This window comes from Haloarcula salina, assembly GCF_010119195.1.
Classification (GTDB): Archaea; Halobacteriota; Halobacteria; order Halobacteriales; family Haloarculaceae; genus Haloarcula; species Haloarcula salina.
Map to the genome: position 1 here is coordinate 20,334 of NZ_WRXL01000008.1, position 20,500 is coordinate 40,833.

22 protein-coding genes are annotated in these 20,500 nt (G+C 66.9%); 10 read left to right on the forward strand and 12 right to left on the reverse strand.

Going from position 1 to position 20,500, the window contains the following annotated elements; translation table 11 throughout:
- The first annotated feature begins 46 nt into the window (after positions 1–46).
- Entirely contained in the window at positions 47–463 is a 417-nt protein-coding gene (locus GM656_RS17480) for a universal stress protein (protein WP_162415117.1), read from the forward strand.
- 37 nt (positions 464–500) lie between these two features.
- On the opposite strand, the gene GM656_RS17485 is transcribed toward GM656_RS17480, so the two are convergent.
- The 5 genes from GM656_RS17485 to GM656_RS17505 form a co-directional block, all read right to left on the reverse strand.
- On the reverse strand, positions 501–1,028 hold the full coding sequence (locus tag GM656_RS17485) for a phosphopantetheine adenylyltransferase (RefSeq protein ID WP_162414990.1): 528 nt from the start codon (positions 1,026–1,028) through the stop codon (positions 501–503).
- A gap of 68 nt (positions 1,029–1,096) precedes the next feature.
- Complete coding sequence (locus GM656_RS19400; protein ID WP_162414991.1) at positions 1,097–1,597, reverse strand: hypothetical protein; 501 nt, start codon at positions 1,595–1,597, stop codon at positions 1,097–1,099.
- Between the two features lie 73 nt (positions 1,598–1,670).
- Complete coding sequence (locus tag GM656_RS17495; RefSeq protein WP_162414992.1) at positions 1,671–2,660, reverse strand: ring-cleaving dioxygenase; 990 nt, start codon at positions 2,658–2,660, stop codon at positions 1,671–1,673.
- Positions 2,661–2,759: 99 nt separating this feature from the next.
- Complete coding sequence (locus GM656_RS17500) at positions 2,760–3,656, reverse strand: hypothetical protein (RefSeq protein ID WP_162414993.1); 897 nt, start codon at positions 3,654–3,656, stop codon at positions 2,760–2,762.
- 102 nt (positions 3,657–3,758) lie between these two features.
- Positions 3,759–3,902 carry a hypothetical protein gene (locus GM656_RS17505; protein WP_162414994.1) on the reverse strand — a complete coding sequence of 48 codons (144 nt, stop codon included), beginning with the start codon at positions 3,900–3,902 and terminating at the stop codon, positions 3,759–3,761.
- Between the two features lie 68 nt (positions 3,903–3,970).
- On the opposite strand from GM656_RS17505, the gene GM656_RS17510 reads away from it, so the two are divergent.
- The 3 genes from GM656_RS17510 to GM656_RS17520 all read left to right on the forward strand — a co-directional run bounded on the left by GM656_RS17510 (position 3,971) and on the right by GM656_RS17520 (position 7,875).
- Entirely contained in the window at positions 3,971–5,065 is a 1,095-nt protein-coding gene (locus GM656_RS17510) for a sodium:phosphate symporter (RefSeq protein ID WP_162414995.1), read from the forward strand.
- 104 nt (positions 5,066–5,169) lie between these two features.
- Complete coding sequence (locus GM656_RS17515) at positions 5,170–5,541, forward strand: hypothetical protein (RefSeq protein WP_162414996.1); 372 nt, start codon at positions 5,170–5,172, stop codon at positions 5,539–5,541.
- An 828-nt stretch (positions 5,542–6,369) separates the two neighbouring features.
- On the forward strand, positions 6,370–7,875 hold the full coding sequence (locus GM656_RS17520) for a phosphoenolpyruvate carboxykinase (ATP) (RefSeq protein WP_162414997.1): 1,506 nt from the start codon (positions 6,370–6,372) through the stop codon (positions 7,873–7,875).
- Positions 7,876–8,084: 209 nt separating this feature from the next.
- Here the strand turns inward: GM656_RS17520 and GM656_RS17525 are convergent, their stop codons facing one another.
- The 3 genes from GM656_RS17525 to GM656_RS17535 form a co-directional block, all read right to left on the reverse strand.
- The gene (locus tag GM656_RS17525; protein WP_162414998.1) at positions 8,085–9,527 is read right to left on the reverse strand and encodes a hypothetical protein; all 1,443 of its coding nucleotides are present in this window, start codon (positions 9,525–9,527) and stop codon (positions 8,085–8,087) included.
- Positions 9,520–10,260, reverse strand: a complete 741-nt coding sequence (locus GM656_RS17530; protein WP_162414999.1) for an ABC transporter ATP-binding protein — start codon at positions 10,258–10,260, stop codon at positions 9,520–9,522. The genes GM656_RS17525 and GM656_RS17530 overlap by 8 nt, the downstream gene beginning before the upstream one ends.
- Positions 10,261–10,338: 78 nt before the next feature.
- On the reverse strand, positions 10,339–12,624 hold the full coding sequence (locus tag GM656_RS17535) for a nitric-oxide reductase large subunit (protein WP_162415000.1): 2,286 nt from the start codon (positions 12,622–12,624) through the stop codon (positions 10,339–10,341).
- 233 nt (positions 12,625–12,857) lie between these two features.
- On the opposite strand from GM656_RS17535, the gene GM656_RS17540 reads away from it, so the two are divergent.
- The gene (locus GM656_RS17540; RefSeq protein ID WP_162415001.1) at positions 12,858–13,037 is read left to right on the forward strand and encodes an HVO_0416 family zinc finger protein; all 180 of its coding nucleotides are present in this window, start codon (positions 12,858–12,860) and stop codon (positions 13,035–13,037) included.
- A 272-nt stretch (positions 13,038–13,309) separates the two neighbouring features.
- Here GM656_RS17540 and GM656_RS17545 read toward each other — a convergent pair whose 3' ends face one another.
- On the reverse strand, positions 13,310–13,807 hold the full coding sequence (locus GM656_RS17545; RefSeq protein WP_162415002.1) for a helix-turn-helix transcriptional regulator: 498 nt from the start codon (positions 13,805–13,807) through the stop codon (positions 13,310–13,312).
- A gap of 132 nt (positions 13,808–13,939) precedes the next feature.
- Here GM656_RS17545 and GM656_RS17550 point away from each other — a divergent pair, with 132 nt between their 5' ends.
- From GM656_RS17550 to GM656_RS17560, 3 genes are all read left to right on the forward strand, one after another.
- Positions 13,940–14,290 (forward strand): ArsR/SmtB family transcription factor, encoded by a 351-nt coding sequence (locus GM656_RS17550; protein ID WP_004515333.1) that lies wholly within the window; start codon positions 13,940–13,942, stop codon positions 14,288–14,290.
- Between the two features lie 72 nt (positions 14,291–14,362).
- A complete protein-coding gene (locus tag GM656_RS17555; RefSeq protein WP_162415118.1) occupies positions 14,363–14,620 on the forward strand; it encodes a DUF7521 family protein in 258 nt (85 codons plus the stop codon).
- Positions 14,621–14,686: 66 nt separating this feature from the next.
- On the forward strand, positions 14,687–16,528 hold the full coding sequence (locus tag GM656_RS17560; RefSeq protein WP_162415003.1) for a UvrD-helicase domain-containing protein: 1,842 nt from the start codon (positions 14,687–14,689) through the stop codon (positions 16,526–16,528).
- Positions 16,529–16,576: 48 nt separating this feature from the next.
- Here GM656_RS17560 and GM656_RS17565 read toward each other — a convergent pair whose 3' ends face one another.
- Positions 16,577–17,689, reverse strand: coding sequence for an RNA ligase (locus GM656_RS17565; protein WP_162415004.1), 1,113 nt, complete (start codon positions 17,687–17,689; stop codon positions 16,577–16,579).
- Between the two features lie 98 nt (positions 17,690–17,787).
- On the opposite strand from GM656_RS17565, the gene GM656_RS17570 reads away from it, so the two are divergent.
- Positions 17,788–18,462 (forward strand): RNA ligase partner protein, encoded by a 675-nt coding sequence (locus GM656_RS17570; protein ID WP_162415005.1) that lies wholly within the window; start codon positions 17,788–17,790, stop codon positions 18,460–18,462.
- Between the two features lie 7 nt (positions 18,463–18,469).
- Here the strand turns inward: GM656_RS17570 and GM656_RS17575 are convergent, their stop codons facing one another.
- Positions 18,470–18,712, reverse strand: coding sequence for a DUF7533 family protein (locus GM656_RS17575; RefSeq protein ID WP_162415006.1), 243 nt, complete (start codon positions 18,710–18,712; stop codon positions 18,470–18,472).
- A gap of 87 nt (positions 18,713–18,799) precedes the next feature.
- On the opposite strand from GM656_RS17575, the gene GM656_RS17580 reads away from it, so the two are divergent.
- Positions 18,800–19,291, forward strand: a complete 492-nt coding sequence (locus GM656_RS17580; RefSeq protein WP_162415007.1) for a metallophosphoesterase — start codon at positions 18,800–18,802, stop codon at positions 19,289–19,291.
- A 14-nt stretch (positions 19,292–19,305) separates the two neighbouring features.
- Here GM656_RS17580 and GM656_RS17585 read toward each other — a convergent pair whose 3' ends face one another.
- Positions 19,306–20,370 carry a type II glyceraldehyde-3-phosphate dehydrogenase gene (locus tag GM656_RS17585; RefSeq protein WP_162415008.1) on the reverse strand — a complete coding sequence of 355 codons (1,065 nt, stop codon included), beginning with the start codon at positions 20,368–20,370 and terminating at the stop codon, positions 19,306–19,308.
- Positions 20,371–20,500 lie beyond the last annotated feature (130 nt).

Here is a 20,500-nt window from a genome sequence, read left to right on the forward strand (position 1 = left end):
GAATTGATTTATTGACAACAGCGCCCAATTGACACGCGGGATGACGATGTACGAAACGATCCTCGTCGCGACGGACGGGAGCGACCCGGCGAACCGAGCGGTCGAATACGCCCTGGACCTGGCGGCCAGTCGTGGAGCCGTCGTCCACGCGATCTCGGTTGTCGACACCGGTCGGTACGGCGAACCCGCCCTCTCGACGACGGAGATCGTCGTCGACGACCTGGAAGACTTCGCGCGGGAGTTACTCGCCGATATCGAGGAACGAGCCGAGGCCCGCGACGTGGAGTTCGTCGCGGAGTGCTGTCACGGCGAACCCCACGAGACCATCGTGGAGTACGCCGAGGAGATCGACGCCGACCTGACGCTGCTGGGCCGACACGGAGCCTCGCGGACCGGCCACCACATCGGCAGCGTCGCGAACAGGGTGGTCTCTCACTCCGACCGTCCCGTCCAGCTCGTCTGACGGGCGGTCCGGCGGCGGTCGATGTGGGCTCGCGGTGTCACTCGCTCGCGTCGAGCAGTCGGCCGTGGACGTCGATCTCGCCGTTGCGAATCCGGGTGCTGCTGATTCGCGTGCCGTCCTCGGCGACGACGAACGGCGGCGTGTGGATCTCCAGCGGGCGGAGGCCGTTCTCGCGGCGCTCCTGATTGAGGTCGTAGGCCCGGCGTTGCGCCTTCGCCTCCGGCGAGGCGACGAGGGCGTCCACGTCCTCGCGCGTCGCCGCCGGCCCCTGCACGTCGGCCAGTTCGAGGATCTCGTAGGACGCCGTGTAGGCGTCGTCGAGTTCGCTCAGTTCCGCGTCGAGGGCGTCCCGGCGTTCCTCGTAGGGTCCCAGCAGATCCGCGTGGTCGGGGTCGCTACGCGTCTCCGTGGCCAGGTCAGGGCTGGTGAGCCCGACGATAACGTGGCCGTCGCCGGGGCCGTCGTGGCTCGCGGTCTGGAACGCCTTGTGGAGCAGCGCGCGGTGGCCGTTGTGGACGGGCGTGAACGTGCCGCCGAGGATGGCGGTCCGGTCCGAATCGGACATACCGAACACTGCACGCGGCGGCCCCATAGGTGCTCGGCCGCGCGCCGTCTCGCTCGCGGTCGGCCGGGTCAGTACCCGCCGGGGAGCGCCGCGACGATGCTCGCCAGCGCGAGCGGGACGGCGAACAGGAGTGCGTACCACGCGCCGCCGCCAGCGAGCAACAGCCACGTCGACGCGCCGTAGCCCGTCGGGTCCCAGTCGATGCCGACCCGCGGCAGTCCCAGGACGCCGACGACCGGCACTCCAGCGGTGTACGCACCGAACAGGGCCAGGGTCATCGTGAACAGCGGCTTGCTTAATCGGACAGCGCCGCCGCGTCCGCTCGTGTCGACGGTCGCGAGAATCACCAGCGTCCCGACGACGAACGGGAGCGACGCGCCGATACCAGCGAGCGCGTACGATGGGACGAGCGACCCGGTCGGCGGGAGCGCCCGAAACAGTGATCGAACTCGCTTCGCGAGCAGGAACGGGAGCCAGCAGACGGCCGCGACGACGCCGGGGACGAGCAGCGACAGCCCGAACGTGAGCCACCCGCCGACGGTGTCGAGGAGCGACTGGAGGGGGACCATACTCGGAACACACGCCTCCCGCCGCACGTATCCTTCGGTTTCACGGCCGCTGAACCGCCATCTCCGTGCCCGATCAGTCGTCGGCGTCGGCCGTCTCGGCCCGCGGAACGGTCACGTCTGTCAGCCCGGCTTCGATCTCCTCGCGGCGGTCCTCGAACGTTCCGGGGAGGACGAGCCGGCCGCCGAGGTCGTCGAGGGGTTCGTCGCTGGTGTAGCCGGGCTCGCTCGTGGCGAGTTCGAACAGGACGCCGCCGTGTTCGCGGAAGTACACCGACCGGAACCAGTGGCGGTCGATCTGCTGGGTCGGTTGCAGCCCCCGCGAGCGGACGGCCGAGCGCATCGCCTGCTGGTCGTCGTCGGTGGGCGTCTGGAAGGCGACGTGGTGGACCGTACCGTGACCCTGGCGGCCGCCCTGGATGGTCGGGAGCACGTCGACGTACTTTCCGATCGGCCCGCTCGCGGCGAAGCGAGTCCGCTCGTCGCCCGGCGTGTCGCCCTGTGCCTGCTCGGTCCCGACCTCCTCGAAGCCCATCGTCCCCAGCAGTTCCTCGGTCGGGTCCGGGTCGGCGAGCCACAGCGTCACCGAGTGGAACCCGCGGATGGCGTGTTCCTCGGGGACGAACTCGGTCCAGGGGACGGTCGGGTCGTCGGCCGGGACCGCGACCGCGACCAGTTCGACCGGCAGGCCGTCGGGGTCAGAAAACGGGAGCACGGTCTCGCCGAAGCGCTCGACGCGCTCGTCGTAGTCCACCCCGTACTCGTCGAAGCGGTCCTCCCAGTAGTCGAGGCTCCCCTCGGGGACGCGGAAGGCCGTCCGGGAGACCTGCCCGGACCCGACCTTCCCCTGGCGCATGTCCTCCCACGGGAAGAACGTCATGCTCGTGCCCGGAGTCCCCTCCGCGTCGGCGAAGAAGAAGTGGTACGTCCCCGGGTCGTCCTGGTTGATCGAGCGCTTGACGAGGCGGAGGCCGAGCGTCTCGACCCAGAAGTCCATGTTGCGCTGCGGGTCGCCCGCGATGCACGTGACGTGGTGGATGCCCGGCGTCGGTGGTGCGTCTGTCATTACCCCGAGTAGGCGTCGCGCGTACTTCAATTCGTGCTGACGCGAGTGTTACCGGGTCGCGGCGGCCACTCGCGCGAGGTGACACCGCCGCGGCGTGCCTCACCAGTTGCTCGGCGTGTACTCGAACTCGTACTCGTCGACGCGCTCGGCCGGGAGGCCGACCGCCTCGAACATCCGCCGGAAGACGCTCCGATACTCGTCTTCGGGAATCGTGTCCCCGGGTTCGAGCGTCACCAGGAGCCACAGTCCGCCCAGCCGGTCCAGCTTGACGACGTACTCGTGGCCCGCGTCGGTCGTCACGATCCGAACGCTCGGGACGACGACGCTGAACTGCCCGAACTCACCGCTTTCGTCCGCGTAGGTCTGGGTCGCCCAGCCGTCGCCGAGGGTCTCCGAGGTCGTGACCGACGTGGCTCGCTCGGCGAACGCCCCGTGGACGGCCGCGAGATCGGTCTCGCGGTCGACGCGATGTGTGAGGAAGTGGTCGGACGTACCCGCGGCGGCCGACTTCACGTCCGCGACGAGCCCCGTCGCCGCCGCCGACGAGAGGTCGAACAGGAGCGCGAACTGCTCGCCGAGCCAGTCGTCCGGCGGGAGGTTCGTCGGCCGGAACGGCTGCTCGAAGTCGAGCGCGTCGTCGAAGAACGCCAGCCGCACGCCGCCGTCGGACACCGTGAAATCCACTTCGAAGAAGCGCGTCGCGGAGTAGGTGAACTGCGTGAGCACCACGCGGGCGTCCGTCCCGAACTGCTCTGTGAGCGCCGGCACGGTCAGTTCGCGGCCGATTTCGCGCTTCGCGTTGACGTAGTAGGGACCGTCGACGGTGTAGCCGGCCTCGCGGGCGCGAGCCTGGATCGAATCGTAGTCCACGCCCTCGACGGTGTCGCCGGCCGTGCTGTAGGCGGCGTGGTCCGCGCCGAACACGCCGAAACAGCCCCCAAGCGCCGCCGCTCCGCCGACCGCCGCTCCCGAAAGGACCTGCCGTCTGGTGTACATATGCGGGAGTAACTCGTGGCAGGACCGAAAGGACTCCGGCGCGCAGAACGCCTTTCGCCGGCCCTCGCTGTCGAGGCGGTCTGTCTGGATCCAGGTGTCGCGTCACTCGCCGCCTTCCAGACCGCGCTCGTCGCCGTGATCTCCGTCGAAGAACGGCTGGGATTCGCGGCCCTGTCGCGGGTCGGAGCCCGCGCCGCGGCGATAGCCGACGGACTTGGCAAATAACTGCCCTTTCGGTGCTTCCATTACCTCGATGGGCGAACCGTCCGCACGACTCTCCCGGCGACGTGGCGGCACAGTCGGGAGCTGCTATCATGGATTCCCGGCTATCGCGGGCAGTCGATCGGATCTCGTCGGTGGGGCGTCTCCCTCTCGGTACCGTCGGGACCGTCCTGTTGTTCCTGTTCGCCGTCCAGCTACTCGGTGCGGCAACCGACGCTGCGTCCCCGCTCCTCAGGCGACTGTTCTTCCGCGTCGTCGTCGGGGACGCCGCCGCGCTGGGGCTGAGCTGGCTCGCCGCGTACGCGCTGGGGAACGGGTCCGTCGTCGCTGCGCTCGCGCTCTCGCTGTTCACCGCCGACATCGTGTCGGTCCCACAGCTGTTCCTGCTGGTCGCGGGGTCGCGTCTGGGCGCCGCGGCCATCGTCGTCTTCGTCGGCGCGCTCGACTTCTTCCAGAAGAAGCGCTACACGCTACAGGAATCGGTCAGTCTTGGGCTGCTCGCCTTCCTGCTGACCCTCTCGATATACCTTCCGGTCACCGCGCTCGGCTACGTCGCGCTGCCGTGGCTCCGCGAGCCGCTCCAGGCTCTCACGCAGAACTGGTCGCTCGGCGTCCGTTCGCTCTCGGTGCTCGAACCGCTCACCGCGGCCATCACGGCGCGCGCCGGGCCGGCGCTGACGTTCGCCCTCGCCGTCGCGCTCCTGTTCGGGAGTCTGACGCTCTTCGACCGACTCCTCGGAACCGTCGACACCGAGACGCTCCGCGAGCGCTTCTTCAGCCGTCTCCAGCACACCTGGGTCTCGTTCGCCGTCGGTCTGCTGGTGACCGGACTCACCACCAGCGTCGCGTTCTCGCTCGGCGTCGTCGTCCCGCTGTACAACCGCGACTACGTCACCCGCGAGGAGCTCGTCCCGTACGTTCTCGGCGCGAACATCGGCACGCTGTTCGACACGGTGCTCGTCGCGGTCGTGCTCGAATCTGCCGTCGGCGTCGCGGTCGTCCTTGAACTCCTGGTCGTCGCGACGGGGCTGACGCTCGCGGCCCTCTTTGCCCTCGGCACCTACAGCCGGGGCATTTTCACGGCCTACGACCGCCTCCTCGACGACCGGCGGCTGTTCGTCGCCTTCGCTATCGTGCTCCTCGCCGTCCCGCTCGCGCTGGTGCTCGTCCCGCTGGCTACTGGGTAATCTGCGGAACTCAAACCGAATATTTCGCGGTTTCGGCGGTTATACGGTCCATTCCAATCGTTAGCCGGCGGATAAATATAGCCGCCTATTCCGTCTGTGCGGGCATGGCAACCGAAGAACGGGAGTACGTCATCGCTCCGTGGGGGGAGGGGGACTGCGAAACGTCGGTCGTCACGCTCGAGTTACCGTCGCGGGAACTCACCGCTCAGGTGGAAGTCCCGACGACCGTGCTCGAGAACGTATCCGAACTGGCCGACGAACATGGGATCGCCACCGAGCGGGCCCTCGCGGAGCGACTGGAGATCAACCGCGCTCGCATCTCGCTCTACGCCGCCAAATCGGTCGAGCGGGTGAGCGAGGTCCAGCAGCACCTCACCGACGCCCGCGAGTACCTCTCCGGCGTCGACGCGCTGGCGACGGACGACCTCGAAGACGACATCGAGCACATCTGGACCAGCGAGCTCGGCGAGCCGTAGAACCGGCTCGGACCGACCGCGGGAGCGGGTTCGACCCGCGGTGTGATCGAGACGCTTCACAGGAGTGGCTCGTGGTCAGCCGTGTGCGTTCTGCAACCGATACCGGGTGTGCCACCAGAGCGCTTCCCGAACAGCCGCCTGTGTGACGTACTGCGTCTCCGACGCGAGCCGGGACTCTGTGGTCTCCTTCGACAATTGAGTAAATTCAGATACGTGGATATACGCCCATCACATCCCACTACGAAAACATAGATCGTAAATATGAATCGATATTGCCGTCAGATGCGTGTGAATCCTGTCGGTGACTATGGGTAGTACAGGCGGTTTTCAGAACCACTCGCTGTGGTCGTTTCCCGCCTTATGCGGTCGGTTTCAGATAGCTGAAACGGCTCCGCACGCTGTGTGGGTTCCAAGCCGGCTTCCGTTATGAGATCGACGGCCTCCGCGTCTCCGTACGTCAGTGTCGAGTCTCCGTGTGCCATGGTTTGGACTAACAACCGTACGCTCGTTAGCGACTGCATTCCACAGTGTCGAACGACCGAACACGTTCGCGTCCGCGTATCGGCCGGGCGCGCGCACGTGGACCATCTCGGTTGAAGCTGATGTGCGCGGTGACTCCAATAAAAGTATATGCGGACTGATAGGCAATTGGAAGGGAGCTACTTGCGGGAAACAGTCGCTTGGCGACTGTCCGAGACGCTGGGGGAGCTCCGACGACTCAGACCCGATTCGCCCGTCTTTACCGGGTGAACGACCCTCAGCGAACGAATTAACTACACTCTGAGTCCCCATAAATTTATTATCAGATACGACCTGCCACCGGGTACGATGTCCGACTCCATTCCGGCGACCCACCAGTTGGTCTCTGGATTACCAGATCCCGAAACGGCCGACAACGTTCGGTACAATCCGTCGCTCGAACAGCTACGGTCGTTTTCCAGCGATCTGGAGACGACGACCTCCTTCGGCGCACCGTCGTACGTCAGCGACGAGCGCTCCCGGAACGCGGACAAGACGAAAAACAACGTCGACGACGCGTTCGACGGCGAGGACTACCGGCTCATGGAGGATCTCGTCTCGGCCGCCAACGAGGAGGCGATGGTCTGTCTCGACCGGAAAGTCGGCCGACACTCGGAGAACAGCTACACCTGCCGCTACTACGTTCCTGAGGAGTACGGCCGCATCGCGCTCAGTCTGGCCAAACTGCTGGAGCCGGCCGATCCCGGCGCGGAGCCGGACTTCCACACCGTCCAGATCCCGGAGTGGGACCGGACGGCCATCCGAATCCTCCCCGAGGAGGGGTTCACCGCGGTCGCAGGCAGCGACTACACGGGCGAGGCCAAGAAGTCGTTCCTCCGGCTGTTCATGCTCCGCGCGAAACAGCAGGGCGGCCTCGGACTCCACGCCGGGAGCAAGCAGGTCGAACTCGAGACGGACGACGGAATGGAGACCGTCGGCCAGCTGTTCCTCGGGCTCTCCGGGACCGGAAAGTCGACGCTGACCGCCCACGGCCTCTGGCTCGACGACCCGGAGGACGCGACGATGCTCCAGGACGACGTGTGCGCGCTCCTCCCCGACGGGAGCGTCGCCGGCAGCGAGGGCCAGGGCCTGTTCGTCAAGACCCACGGGCTCGACCGGGAGACCGAGCCGGCGATCTTCGACGCCACGACGGACGAGTCGGCCGTTCTGGAGAACGTCGACGTCGACGCTGACGGGACGGTCGACTTCGACAGCGACCGCTACTCCTCGAACGGCCGCGCGATCATCCAGCGCGAGAAGCTCTCCTCGGCGGGCGCGGACATCGACCTCCCCGAGGTCGACCAGATCTTCTTCATCACGCGCCAGCCCGCGATGCCGCCGGTCGCGAAGCTCTCGCCCGAGGAGGCCGCCGTCGCGTTCATGCTGGGTGAATCCATCCAGACCAGCGCCGGCGATCCGTCCGCCGCCGGCCAGTCCATCCGCGTCGTCGGCACGAACCCGTTCATCATCGGGTCCGAGGGCGAGGAGGGCAACCGCTTCCGCGACCTCATCGCGGACCTCGACGTCGACTGTTACGTCCTGAACACCGGCTCCGTCGGCTCTCGGGACGTCGGCGTCGAGGACACGATTTCGCTGCTCCGGGGCATCTCGCGCGGGACGCTGGAGTGGGAGACCGACGAGGCGACCGGCTTCACCGTTCCGGCGTCGGTCCCCGGCCTCGACACCGACGATTTCGCCGTCTCGGAGAACCTCGACGACTACGAGACGACGCTCGCGGCGCTCCGGAACGAGCGCGAGTCCTACCTCGCGCAGTTCGACGACCTCGACGACGACATCGTCGGCGCGCTCTACTAATTCGCGCGCGCCGCTAGCCGCTTGTCTTTCAGTCTCTGAGGCGTATCGAACGTCGGAATTATTTGAATCTTCCACTGCCAATTATCCAAACAGATACGTCGACTCTAGACATATATATTCAAAATATAGAGTTTAATTCCCTCTTCTGTGCCTGTCTTGCGTTGTGGGTCGTCGATTCTCGGAGCCGTCACAGCCGAGCAGCGCGCCGCTCAGTCCTGCCGATACCGCCGTGTCCACTTCGGGATCGCTCGCCGGTAGAGCGCGATCCCGATGAGGCCGAGGACCGCGCTACCGAGACCGATGGCGGCGAGCAGGGCCGGCGAGACGGGCGCGAGCGCGAACCCGACGACGAGTACGGGGACCAGCGGGACGACCATGGCGAGGCTGAACACGGCGAACAGCGCGGTGTCGAAGAGGAACTCGTTCGGCGAGAACCCGGTCAGGTACACGGTCGTCCCGAAGATGTAGCAGGCGACGCCGACGAGGAGTGCGGCCCCCGCGATAGCCTCGCCGACCGGACCGCCGCGCCAGACCACCGCGGGCGCGTAGACGGCGAGACCCACGACCGGGCCGAGCAGGAGGAACGCCCGGAGTTTGCCCGTGAACAGGGACGCGACCGACAGCGGGAGCGCCCGGTAGGCGTCCACGTCGTCGGACTGCGTGAGCCAGTTGTAGGTGGTAAAGCCCGAGAGCCCGAGCATCGCGCCGAGCGAGATGCCGGCGGAGGGGGCGACGCCCGTGATCCGGCCCGCGAGGTCGGTCAGCCCGACCGTGACGCCCAGCAGGACCCCGGCCGAGAACAGCACCTTGGCGAACCCGCCGGAACTCCGGTGGACGTCGAGGAGCGTCTTGGTCGCCACCGGGTCTCCGAGGCGACGACGCCAGCGGCGAAACGTCGGTCCGACGGTCCGTGCCGGCCGGCGCGCGGTCGGGTCGAAGGTCGCGGCTCCGACGAGCGAGACGGCCGCGACGGCGACTCCGGTCGCCGCGATCCGCGGGCCCGTCGGCGCGAGGAACACGCCGTAGGGCGTGTAGGCCGCGATGTCCACGCCGGTCGCCCACGCCGCGGCCCCCGCGGCGAGGACCGCGCCGAAGACCGCGCGTCCCGGCAGGCCCCGGCCGGTGAGTCCGAGGCCGGCGAGCGTCGCGCCCATGCCGAGGACGAACGCGCACGTCAGCGTCGCCCACAGGAGGGCTGTGGTGCCCACGAGCGACGCGACGCCGGGGAATCCGCCGACGGCCGCGACCGCCGTCGCCGTCCCGAGCGACATCGGCAACAGGAACAGGAGCGCGTAGTACACGAGGTCCTTGACGACGAAGACGCCGAGCAGTCGGGACTGAGACAGCGGGAGCGTCCGCGCGGAGAATACCAGCAGCGTCAGGTCTCCGAGGAGATCGTCGATTGCGTCGCGCCCGACGAAGCCGATCGAGCCGGTGTGGAGGCCGAAGACGACCGCCAGGCCGTGGAGTCCGGCGTAGACAGTCTCGGGCGCAGTTCCGGTCCAGACGACCCCACCCGCCGCTCCCGCGGTGACGAACGCGACGAGCACCGGGAAGAGCGCGAAGTGCGAGCCGCGAAACAGGCGGCCGTGGAGCCGCCACTCCTCGCGGAGCATCGCGGCGAAGACGCGGCGTGTCCGCCCGTCAGGCATCGCCGGCCACCCCGTCGACGGTCGCGTCCACGCGGTCCAGGAACACGTCCAGTAGCGTCTCCTCGCCGGGGAGATCTGGGGGACGCACGTCCGCGACGAGGCCGCCCTCGTAGACGATACCGACCCGCGAGCACAGCTCTGCCGCCACGTCCACGTCGTGCGTAGTGAGCACGACGGTGTTGCCCGCGTCGCGGTAGTCGCGGAGGAAGCGCTTGACCCGCTCCTGGACGATGGGGTCGAGGTTTGCCAGCGGCTCGTCGATGAACACGAGCGCGGGCTCGTGGAGGAACGCGCCGGCGATCATCACCTTCTGTTGCTGGCCCCGCGAGAGGTCGGTGGCCATCGTGTCGAGCTTCGCCGCGAAGCCGAGCCGGTCGGCCCACCGCTCGATCCGCTCGTCGACCGTCTCGGACGCGAGGTCACGGACCGCGCCGACGAACTCGAAGTACTCTCGCGGCGTCATGAAGCTCGGCGGGGACTCCTTCTCGGGGAGAATGCCGACTCGTTCGCGGACCCGCGTCGGGTGAGCGACCGGATCGACGCCGAGGACCGAAATCTCCCCGCCGTCGGGGACGAGCTGGCCGGTGAGCGTCTCCATGGTCGTGGTCTTGCCCGCGCCGTTCGGGCCGAGGAGGCCGAACAGCTCCCCCTCGGCGACCGACAGCGAGAGGTCTCCGACGGCGGTCACGTCTCCGTACGACTTGCGGAACGACTCGATCTGGATTGCTGGCACGGCGGTCTCACGAGCGTCTGTCCCGAAACCGCATAAGTAGTGGTGGTGGGCCGACCCGTCGCGGCCCGCGGGCGTGCCCTAATCGTCGCTCAGGACGCCCTCGGCGACCGCCATGTCGTCGACGCTCGGGTCGTCCTCGGACTGCCGGAGGACGAACCGCTTGCGGACCAGGTCGGCGGCGTACAGCGCCGTGCCGACGATGATGAGCGTGTCGCCGGGCAGCCGCGCCCAGAACAGCGTCTGGACGAGCGGCTGCTCGTAGAACGCCACGCTACGGGCGGCGGCGTAGCTCCCGGTGAAGGCGGCCTCTAACTGGAGGAAGCCGACCGGGAGGACGGAGACGAACACCATCAGCGCGAGGCCGACGTTCCAGCACCAGAACGCCCCGCGGAGCCAGGACGCGTCCCAGCGCTCGGGCTTGATGGAGAGCTGGAGCATGTACGTGACCATTCCCAGCGCGAGGAAACCGAATGCCCCGAACATCGCGGCGTGGGCGTGGCCGACGGTGAGGTACGTCCCGTGCTCGTAGTAGTTGATGAGCGGGAGGTTGATGAAGAACCCCAGCACGCCGGCCCCGACGAAGTTCCAGACCCCGCTGGCGACGATGAACATGAAGGGGAGCTTGTAGGTGAACCCACCGGTCTCGGTCATCGCCCGGTACTGGCCGATGGCCTCGTAGAGGATGAACACCAGCGGGATGAGTTCGAGCGTCGAGAAGACGCTTCCGATGGGGACCCACATGTCGGGCATCCCGACCCACCAGTAGTGGTGCGAGACGCCGATGACGCCCGTAGACATCACCAGCAGGGCCTGGAGCATGACCGCCTTCTCGGCGCTCTTGCGTTCGAGGAGGTTCATCGACACCAGCGTCAGGCCGACGATGGCGACGATGAAGAACTCGAAGGCCCCCTCGACCCACATGTGGACGACCCACCAGCGCCAGAACTCCGTGACGGCGATGTTGGTGTCCGGGGTGAAGAAGAACCCGGCGGTAAAGAGCAGGGCGATGGAGCCGCCGGCGTAGAGGATCATGTGCGCGAGGCCGAAGGGCTGCTCGCGGTCCAACATCGGCTTCAGCCCGCGGATCGAGAGGACGGCCCAGAGGCCGAAGCCGACGAGCAGGCCGACCTGCCAGACCTTCCCGACTTCGAGGTACTCCAGGCCCTCGTTGCCCAGCAGCCACCAGAGCTGGCCGTCGAGGTAGCCGTTCGCGCCGAGCCAGATGCCGCCGAGGCCGCCGACGGTGACGACGACGATGGCGACCAGCAGGCCGTCGATGTACGTCGACTGGCGCTTCGGTTCGTGGCCGGTCAGCAGCGGCGGGAGGAACAGCCCCGCGCCGAGCCACGTCGCGGCGATCCAGAGGATGCCGAGGTCGATGTGCCAGGTCTTGGCCATCGCGAACGGGAGCAACTGGAGGATGTGGACGCCGAAGATCCGCTCGACGCCGAAGAAGCCGGCGCGTTCGATGTAGAAGTGCGCCAGCAAGCCCCCGAGCAACACCTGTGCGAGGAACAGCCCAGCGGCGACCGGGACGAACCGCAGCGCCGACCGCTGGCTGGGGAAGACGCTCACGTCGCCCGGCTCGGGGACGGAGATGCCTTCGGCGGACGGCTCCGGGAGGTCGACGGCCTTGTACAGCCAGATGCCGCCGCCGGCCCCGCCGACGAGCAGGACCATGGCGATGACGCTCCAGGTCATCGCCGCGCCGGTGGCGTCGTTGCCCGCGGCCGGTTCGTAGGGCCAGTCGTTCGTGTAGGAGTGCTCACCGCCGGGGCGGTCGGTGTGGGAGAACCACGCCGTCCACATCGCGAAGTCGGCGAAGTTCCGCGCGTCTTCCTCGGTCTCGATCATCCCCTCGGGAACCCCGCGCTCGTGGCTCCCCTCGTGGTAGCGCTCGACGTACACCTCGCGGACCTGCTCGTGGGCGTACAGTTCCGCGGCGGAGTATTCGATTGGGCCGCCGCCGTACTCACCTTCGAGGTCCGCTTTGACCACGTCGTTGACGGCGGCCTGCTCGGCCGAGGCCAGCGAGTCGTACGCCGTCCCGTAGCGCTCCTCGGCGTAGTACGACCGCATGTACCGGGTCTTCAGTTCCAGCGCGTCGGCGGTGTAGTCCGCGCCGTAGTACGCGCCGTTGCCGAGGATCGACCCGTGGTTCATCAGTCCGTTCTTCTGGAACGACTTCTTGCCGTCCCGAATCTGTTCGTCAGTCACGATCGTCTCGCCGTCGGGCCCGACGACCCGTTCGGGGATGGGTGGGGCCTCTTGATAGGCGATCCACGCGCCTGCGCCCATCACGACGAGATTGAACACGAAGGCGACGACGATCACCTTCGCGATGGTTTTGCGTTTCAGCTCCATGTGTGCGATCGTTCGCCTGGGCCGCCCAAGAAGGGGGTTCTGCGTTCTCAGCGGCTGGTGGCCGAGGCGAATATGTTCGCCCTGACACCGAACCGCCCGACGGCCGTCGGTGATGTTCGGGTCCGGTTCGTCCCGCGACAGGCCCCACTTGACTGTTCAGTGTCACCGCATGTTGTGGCAATGATTCGCAATACCAATAGACCTATATAATGGTGTGCTATACCTTATCATGTATGGCGTCCGCACCGAGCAGTGACGATATGTTCGACCAGTTCCTTTCCCAGCGCGGTCACGACGTGGAAGAGACCGGATGGGAGGAGAACTACAACAAGAAGCAGTGCCCGGATTGCGGCGGTCTTCACGAGTCGACAGCGTCCCAGTGCTCGGTGTGTGGCTGGGCACCAGCACACTGACAGGGCAGGGCCGGTTTTCGTTTCTGTGTTCCTTCGCCGTCAGCGCCGCGAGCGACGCGCTCGCGGTTCAATACGCCAGTACTACCGAGTCTGTTTCGTAGTGCGGTAGGAAGTGGGTAATCGAGGGTCGGGCGACCGACGCCGGGGGTCAAGCGACGCGGTGCCGACCGTGATTTGGGGGGTCAGTGTCGGACCCAGCGAGCTTCGCCGCACGCCGATTGCGCCGCTGTCGTGCAATCGGCGTATACGTGGTCTCGACGGGCCGCTCGTGATCACATCGTGTCGAGGGACAACTGGAGGAACATCCCGAGCACGAGGTGTTGATACGCGGCGTTCTGAATCCGCTCTTTCGCAGTCGCGGTGTCAGCGATCGTATACTGCTTCGTCTGGACGAGTTCGTGCATCTGGAGCGTGTCTCGGGCTTCCAGATCGTGGAGCCGGGGGTACACTGTCCCCGGACTCAACTCGGCACCGAACTGCGTCGACAGTTCCTCCATCAGCCCGGTACCGTGGGTGCCACCGTCGGCGACGGCGATCATCGCCAGGAGGATTTCGTCCAGACTCTGTGTGACGAGTCCGTCGTCGACGTCGATATCGCGATCGACGACGTCGTCGACGACCGAAGCCAACAACGACTCCGGAATGGCGTCACGACTGGGCGGGTCATGCGAATGCGGGCGCTCGATCCCGACGAGGGGGGTCAGTCGCTCGTCGGCTGTCTCGCCCTGTGTCTTGCCCGTCGTCACGCGACGGAGGTTGTCTCCGGACATCGTCTCACCTGAACGCGATCTGCACTCGATGCTACAGGGTGATTGAACATATAAATAGTGCAGTGTTTTCTCAGCGTGAAAGTACCGCAGTGCTGGATAAATTTTATATAGCACGCCGAGAACGAACGGATAGTGGCCGAGGAACAGAGCATTGAGGAGATTCTCGACACGATCGGCGACCAGCACGCGCGCCGCGTGCTCGCCGCCATCAGTCGAGAACCGCAGTCGGCGAAAGAACTCGCCGAGGAATGCGACCTTTCCCTCCCGACCGTGTACCGCCGTATCGAACTGCTCGACGAGTACGACCTCGTCACAGACCGAACGCTCGTCGCCGAGGACGGCAACCACTACAAGGTGTACGAGTCCAACTTCGAGTCGACGGTCATCTCACTCGAAGACGAAGAGTACAAGGTCCGTATCTACCGAGAGGAGAACCTCCCGGACCGATTCAGCCAGCTCTGGGACGAACTGAATCCCGAATGACGCTCCTACTGCCCGCGAGGTCCGACCGTGCAAACTGACGGCGTCGCTCTCGCCCGCGGCGCGCTCGTCCTGATGCGGATGGTGGTGTTCGGACTGACGCTCGGGATCACGCTCATCAGTTTCCAGGCGTACCGGAAACGCCCCTCAGAGCGTCTCCAGTACGCCTTCGTCGGCTTCGCGTTCATCAGCATGGGCGTCGCCGTCTCCAGCGTCATCACCCAACTGAGCGCCGCCTCGGCCGGGGCGCTCGTCCGCATCTTCTTCCAGATGGCCGAGACCATCCCCTTTATCATCGGCTTCTCGATGCTGTACGTCTCGCTGTATCGGTAGCGCCACTTCCGACGTCCGCTCACGAAAGCAAGTCGTTTATCTGCCAGCGGCCCCACTACATGTCCAATGGCTGATTCGACCACCGAGGTTGTCCGCCTGTTCGGTGGGCCCGGTAGCGGGAAGACGACGGCGTTGCTCGACCGTGTCGACGAACTGCTGGAAGAGGAGGACGTCGACTTTCGCGACGTACTCGTCGTCTCGTACACGCGCGCAGCGGCCGCAGAGATCCGCGAGCGCCTCGCCGAACGGCTCGGGGAGTCCCCGCGCGCGCTCCGCGGCAACGTCTGTACGATGCACGCGAAGGCGTACGAGCTCCTGAACCTCTCGCGCGGCGACGTCGTCGGCGAGGACGACAAGGAGGCCTTCTGCGAGGAGTTCGGCATCGACTACGAGGACGAGTACGAGGGCTCGCGCCGTCGCTCGGCCCGCTCGACGACGCTCGGGAACAAGATCATCGCGACGAGCCAGTGGCTCCAGCGCACCCGGCGCGACGTGGCCGACTGGTACGACGTGCCGTTCAAGTGGGACGACGAGGAGGTCCGGCTGCCGCCGGAGATCGACGACAACGCCCAGACAGGCAACAAGTACACGCCGACGTGGCCGACCGACGACGACCGCGTGGACGTGCCCGCCGCCATCCGCGGCTGGCGAACCTACAAGGGCGAGAACGATCTGACCGGCTTCGCCGACATGCTCGAACGGGTCGCCCAGCGCTCGCTGCTCCCCAACGTCGACTACCTCATCATCGACGAGTTCCAGGACATCACGACCCTGCAGTACGACGTCTACCAGGAGTGGAAACCCCACATGGAGCGCGTCCTCATCGCCGGCGACGACGACCAGGTCGTCTACGCCTGGCAGGGCGCGGACCCCGACCTCCTGCTCGAGGAGACCGTCACGCAGGACGAGGTGCTGCCCAACTCCTACCGGCTCCCCTCGCGCATCCTCAACGTCGTCAACCGCGAGGTGCGCCACATCGAGAAGCGCCAGGAGAAAGACCTGAATCCGCGCAAGGAGGGCGGACGCGTCGAGGCGGTCCAGAACCCCTCGATGTTCGACCTCGCGCGGAACGTCCAGAGCACCGTCGAGCAGTCCGACGAGACCGTGATGGTGCTGTTCCGGGCGCGCTACCAGATGTTCCAGTTCATCGACGAGTTCATCGACAAGGGTATCCCCTTCTCCTGTCTCACGGACCAGCGGATGTGGACCGACCGGCTCACGCAGTACGTCCGCGGGCTGGAGGCCGTCGACGCCGACGAACCGCTCACCGTTCTCCAGGCCCGGCGGCTCGCCGACATGCTCGTCGACTCCGCGTTCGGGACCGGCGAGCGCGACGACTTCTTCGACGCGCTGGAGGAGATCGATGAGGCGCACGAGGACGAGGACATCGCGGACCTCGAGATCGAACCCGACGTCGTCCGCGACCACGTCCCGTTCCTCCCCGACGCCGCCTCCGCGGGCGACATGCTCCGGAAGGTGACGAACTTCCAGGAGCGTACCGTCGACGCGTACTTCCGGGGCGACTACACCGGCATGGACACCGACCGCGTCCGCGTCGGCACCATCCACTCCGCGAAGGGCCGCGAGGCCGACCACGTGTTCGTGGCGACCGACCTCACCGAGAAGGTGGTCGAGCAGATGGCCGCAACGGTCGACCAGCAGGGCATCGAGGTTCCCGGCGTCGACGAGTTCACCAAGCACACCAGTCCCGTGCCGACGCTGACCGACAACGAGCGCCGCGTGTTCTACGTCGGGATGTCCCGCGCCAGGGAGCGACTCGTCCTGCTGGAGAACCTCGTCGACGGCGCGCCGACGCTGCCGATCGACGTGTTGCTGGAGAACGAGCCGAGCGACCGCTCCATCGACGAACTGCTCGACGAGGCCGGCGAGACCATCGCCGCCGACTGAGCGCGTCGCCGGCCGCCTCGAACCCCACGCGACGCCGTTTTCCCGCTCTTACTCGTCGATGGTCCCGCCTTCGAGGTAGTACGTCGTCTTGTCCCGCGTCGACCGCGCGACCTTCGTGAACGTCACGACGCGCTCGCCGTCGTCGCGCTCGTCGCGCTCGACGTGCAGTTCCAGCCCCTGATCGCGGAAGTACGACAGCACGTCCCCGATGCTTTCTGGCTCGCCGCGGATCGTGTGAGTCTCGCCGACCGGCTCCCCGGCCTCGACCGAGCGGATCGTCTCGACGGCCGGCCGGAGGATGGCTTCGCCGAGTCGCTGTGCCCGCTCGCGGACCCGTTCGTCCGACTCCTCGAACTCCACGGCCTGGAACGCCTCGCGCATGACGCGGGTGAACACGAAGTCCCGGCCGTACTCGAAGGGGAGTTCGAAGGCGTGCTCCAGGTCGGCCCGGTGGATGGCGCTCGTCGTGTACTTCAGCGCTCGTCGTCCGTCGGTCGATTTCAGCACCACGCCTTCCCGGCCGCGCTCGTTGAGGTCGTGGATGCGCTCGCGCGCCGCGGCGGGGGCGGCCGACGGCGCGAACGTCCCGAAGTGGGCGACGCTGTCGAACCCGTAGGTCCCGCAGGCGTCGCGCCGTCGCTCGACGCCCATCGGGGCCCCCGTCTCGCGGTGGCGGATGCCGAACACGGAGAAGCAGACCGTCTCGACCTCGGCGTAGTCGTGGTTCGTGTAGGGGTTCTCCGGCCCGACGAGTTCGCCACAGAGCATGTGCTCGGGGTAGTCGTCGAAGAACGCGTCGGCGTCCATCAGCCGTTCGACCGTCCGGGTAGTGTAGGGGCAGACGAAGCCGCTGCGGGTGAACGCCAGCACGTCGCCGTCCACGCGCGCCACTCTGACGTTGTAGCCGTTGAGTTTCTCCTCGACGGCGACCGGGCCGTCGAACGCCACCTCGACCGCCGGTTCGAGGACTAGCGCGCGCGGCATCGAGGGGTAGCCGCGGACGACCGTGTCGCCGACGAGGGCCGTCCCCCGCTCGATGCCGTGGCGCGCGTCGCCGAGGTGGCGGTACCGCCGGCCGCGGAACCACTCGGTGTCGAAGTGCTCCAGCACGTCCTCGGCGTCTGCGTCGACGCCGAGCGTCGACGCCCAGTCTCGCGCCATGCATGGTATTTGTTGGCACGAATGCAAAGTTCTGCTGGCGCGTCCCGCCCGCCGGGACTCGCCAGAGGGCATTAGTTACCGGCCGCCGAACGTTCGGTATGGTCGACCGCCCGCTCAAGCAACGGTTCGTCCTCGACACGTCGCTGTTTCTCACGCCAGAGATTCGCACGGCGGACGAGGACCTCGATTCGGCCTGTCTGGAGCTGCTCGACCTCATTTCCGAGGCGAAACTGGTCCACAACATCTCCTGCTACATGCCGCCGTCGATCAAGGCGGAACTGACGACGATGCTCGCCGACCGGGCGGTCAGCGACGAGGTGACGACGAAACTGGACACGTGGGTCATCACGAAGTCGCCCGCACACTACGAGGTGATGATCCCGGCCGACCTGGTCTACGAGTTCATCGACGAGATGTCAGACCGGGTCGACCGCGGCCTCCGGGTCTCGGAAAAGGCAGTCCGCAAGGCCGAGGAGTCTCGCGCGGAGACGATCGAGGAACACGACCACATGACGCAGGTGGACAAGGTCATCTCGGACCTGCGCGACGAGTACCGGAACACGCTCCGGCAGGGCGTGCTCGACTCCCGCGAGGACTTCGACCTCCTCATCCTCGCCCGCGAACTCGACGCCGGCGTCGTCACCGAGGACCAGGGCATCATCAACTGGGCCGAGGACTTCGGTCTGCGCTATCTGAAGGGGCGGAACTTCCCCCCGCTGCTCAAGGAGTACCTCGCCGCGGACGACCCGGACCGCTGGCGCGATACGGGGTAGTCGGTTCCTACTCGTCCTCGTCGTCGGTCTTGACGACCGCGCCGACAGTCTTCTCGGCGACCATCCCGGGGAGGTCCGTCGGCGTCACGACGTACTGCTCGATGGCGACCATCCCGACGGCGATCGCCAGAAAGGCGACGCCGGGGACGACCTCGCCGCGGACGAGGTGTTCGGCCCCGAACAGCGCGACCGGGACCGCGAAGACGACGACCGTCAGCAGGCCGATGGTGTCCAGAATCCCCTGTGCCATTGGCCCCGCTTCGCGCCTGGCGGGGATAAGAACGTCGGCACCCGCCCGGGAGTACGTTGAAGAACGCGGGTGGCGAACGGACCGCTCATGCTGGTCGGAATCGTTTCGGACACGCACGACAACACGGACCTGGTCGACCGTGCGGTCGAGACCTTTGCGGACGCCGGCTGCGAGGCGGTCGTCCACTGCGGCGACTTCGTCGCCCCGTTCTCGGTGACGCCCTTCGACGGCGACTGGTCGTTCTACGCCGTCCGGGGCAACAACGACGGCGAGTGGGCCGTCCAGTCGACGGTCGCGGAGTTCGGGACGTACTTCGGGGAGATGGGCGAACTCACGCTGGACGGTCACGAGGTCGCGGTGTACCACGGCACGAGCGGCCCCGTGGTCGACGCGCTGGTCGACTGTGGCACCTACGACTACGTCCTCCACGGCCACACCCACGAGCGCGGCTCAGAGACGCGCGAGGGAACGGTCAGAATCAACCCCGGCGGCATCTCGATTCCACCGGCTCCGGAGGCGTTCTCCGTCGCGACGCTCTCGACGGAGACGGGCGAGATCGAGTTCCACGAACTGGGCTAACGGCGATCGGGGGCTCAGTCGTCGGCGTGACTGTCGACGGGCTGTGGGCTGCCTTCGTGTTCGACGAGGCCGCGGCCGACGCCGAGGGCCTCGTCCGTGCGACGGATGCTCTTCTCGGCGCTCGCGGTCCGCTCTGAGAGCGCGCGGACGGCGTCGATGTTCTCCGGGACCACGTCGGCCTCCTGGTGGATGGCCTGGAACAGGTAGAGGTCGCGGCCCTGGACCGTGATGGACTCCGCCCAGATGCAGTTCTCCCACACGTCGCCGCGGGGCCGGCCGGCGTCGCGCGTGTACTCCTTGAGTTTCCCCGCGCCGTCGATGCCGAGCGTCTCCGGGATGAGGAACAGGCGCGACTCGTCGGCGAGCAGCGACGTGACCTCCTCCGCGCTCGGTTCGCTCTCCAGCGTGACGTTGACGCTGTGGGTGTGCATCTGCGTCGTCGGCACCTTCATCCCCATCGTGTCGATGTCGAGGTCGGGGAAGATGGTCTGGACGTCGGGCCCGTGGTGCGAAGGGATCGTGACGGGGTCCGGCAGCGTGTCGTTGATGGGGCCGCGGCCGGTCTGGCCGGGGTCCGCGCCGCGGCGGACGAGCGTGACGCGCGTCTTCTCGACGCCGTAGGACTCCCTGAGCGGGGCCAGCAGGCGCGAGAGTCCCGTCGTGTTACATGAGACCACGCGGGCCGTGTCCGCGCCGACGGCGTCGTCGTAGTTGGCGCGTGCGTTGAAGCTCACGTCGGCCACGTCGGGGTCTTCACCGCCCTGGAAGATGGCCGGTGTGTCGTGCTCGGCGTAGAGGGGAGCGTTGGCCGCACCGACCCCGCCGGGCGTCGTGTCGACGACCACGTCGCTCGTCTCGATGAGGTCGTGGACCGTGCCGGCGGTCGCGAGGTCGGCCTCCGCGAACGGTTCGCGTCCGTCGGCGGCGTAGAGGTCGTACCCGCGGTCGTGTGCGATAGTTGCCTCGAAGTTCGGCGAGCGCTTCGCGACGCCCGCGACAGTCATATCTGGCTGGACACGCACCGCGTCAGCGACGCGTTTCCCGATGGTGCCGAAGCCGTTGATGCCCACGTGGAGCATACGACTTCATTTCTTCGGGGAGAGTATATTCTTTGTGATTAAAATTTGAAGAAATTAACTCAGATAGTTGTACCACCGACGGATGTCAACTTTTGCCACAACGGCCGCTGACGGCGCTCTGGGCGCTGAA

What these genes read in the sequence shown, in the direction of transcription:
- GM656_RS17585 (WP_162415008.1), bottom strand. Translation starts at nt 20,370, where the DNA reads ATGCTCCACGTGGGCATCAACGGCTTCGGCACCATCGGGAAACGCGTC.
- GM656_RS17485 (WP_162414990.1), bottom strand. Translation starts at nt 1,028, where the DNA reads ATGTCCGATTCGGACCGGACCGCCATCCTCGGCGGCACGTTCACGCCC.
- GM656_RS17570 (WP_162415005.1), top strand. Translation starts at nt 17,788, where the DNA reads ATGGTCGACCGCCCGCTCAAGCAACGGTTCGTCCTCGACACGTCGCTG.
- GM656_RS17525 (WP_162414998.1), bottom strand. Translation starts at nt 9,527, where the DNA reads ATGCCTGACGGGCGGACACGCCGCGTCTTCGCCGCGATGCTCCGCGAG.
- GM656_RS17575 (WP_162415006.1), bottom strand. Translation starts at nt 18,712, where the DNA reads ATGGCACAGGGGATTCTGGACACCATCGGCCTGCTGACGGTCGTCGTC.
- GM656_RS17535 (WP_162415000.1), bottom strand. Translation starts at nt 12,624, where the DNA reads ATGGAGCTGAAACGCAAAACCATCGCGAAGGTGATCGTCGTCGCCTTC.
- GM656_RS19400 (WP_162414991.1), bottom strand. Translation starts at nt 1,597, where the DNA reads ATGGTCCCCCTCCAGTCGCTCCTCGACACCGTCGGCGGGTGGCTCACG.
- GM656_RS17520 (WP_162414997.1), top strand. Translation starts at nt 6,370, where the DNA reads ATGTCCGACTCCATTCCGGCGACCCACCAGTTGGTCTCTGGATTACCA.
- GM656_RS17555 (WP_162415118.1), top strand. Translation starts at nt 14,363, where the DNA reads ATGCGGATGGTGGTGTTCGGACTGACGCTCGGGATCACGCTCATCAGT.
- GM656_RS17480 (WP_162415117.1), top strand. Translation starts at nt 47, where the DNA reads ATGTACGAAACGATCCTCGTCGCGACGGACGGGAGCGACCCGGCGAAC.
- GM656_RS17515 (WP_162414996.1), top strand. Translation starts at nt 5,170, where the DNA reads ATGGCAACCGAAGAACGGGAGTACGTCATCGCTCCGTGGGGGGAGGGG.
- GM656_RS17565 (WP_162415004.1), bottom strand. Translation starts at nt 17,689, where the DNA reads ATGGCGCGAGACTGGGCGTCGACGCTCGGCGTCGACGCAGACGCCGAG.
- GM656_RS17500 (WP_162414993.1), bottom strand. Translation starts at nt 3,656, where the DNA reads ATGTACACCAGACGGCAGGTCCTTTCGGGAGCGGCGGTCGGCGGAGCG.
- GM656_RS17510 (WP_162414995.1), top strand. Translation starts at nt 3,971, where the DNA reads ATGGATTCCCGGCTATCGCGGGCAGTCGATCGGATCTCGTCGGTGGGG.
- GM656_RS17560 (WP_162415003.1), top strand. Translation starts at nt 14,687, where the DNA reads ATGGCTGATTCGACCACCGAGGTTGTCCGCCTGTTCGGTGGGCCCGGT.
- GM656_RS17540 (WP_162415001.1), top strand. Translation starts at nt 12,858, where the DNA reads ATGGCGTCCGCACCGAGCAGTGACGATATGTTCGACCAGTTCCTTTCC.
- GM656_RS17495 (WP_162414992.1), bottom strand. Translation starts at nt 2,660, where the DNA reads ATGACAGACGCACCACCGACGCCGGGCATCCACCACGTCACGTGCATC.
- GM656_RS17505 (WP_162414994.1), bottom strand. Translation starts at nt 3,902, where the DNA reads ATGGAAGCACCGAAAGGGCAGTTATTTGCCAAGTCCGTCGGCTATCGC.
- GM656_RS17580 (WP_162415007.1), top strand. Translation starts at nt 18,800, where the DNA reads ATGCTGGTCGGAATCGTTTCGGACACGCACGACAACACGGACCTGGTC.
- GM656_RS17545 (WP_162415002.1), bottom strand. Translation starts at nt 13,807, where the DNA reads ATGTCCGGAGACAACCTCCGTCGCGTGACGACGGGCAAGACACAGGGC.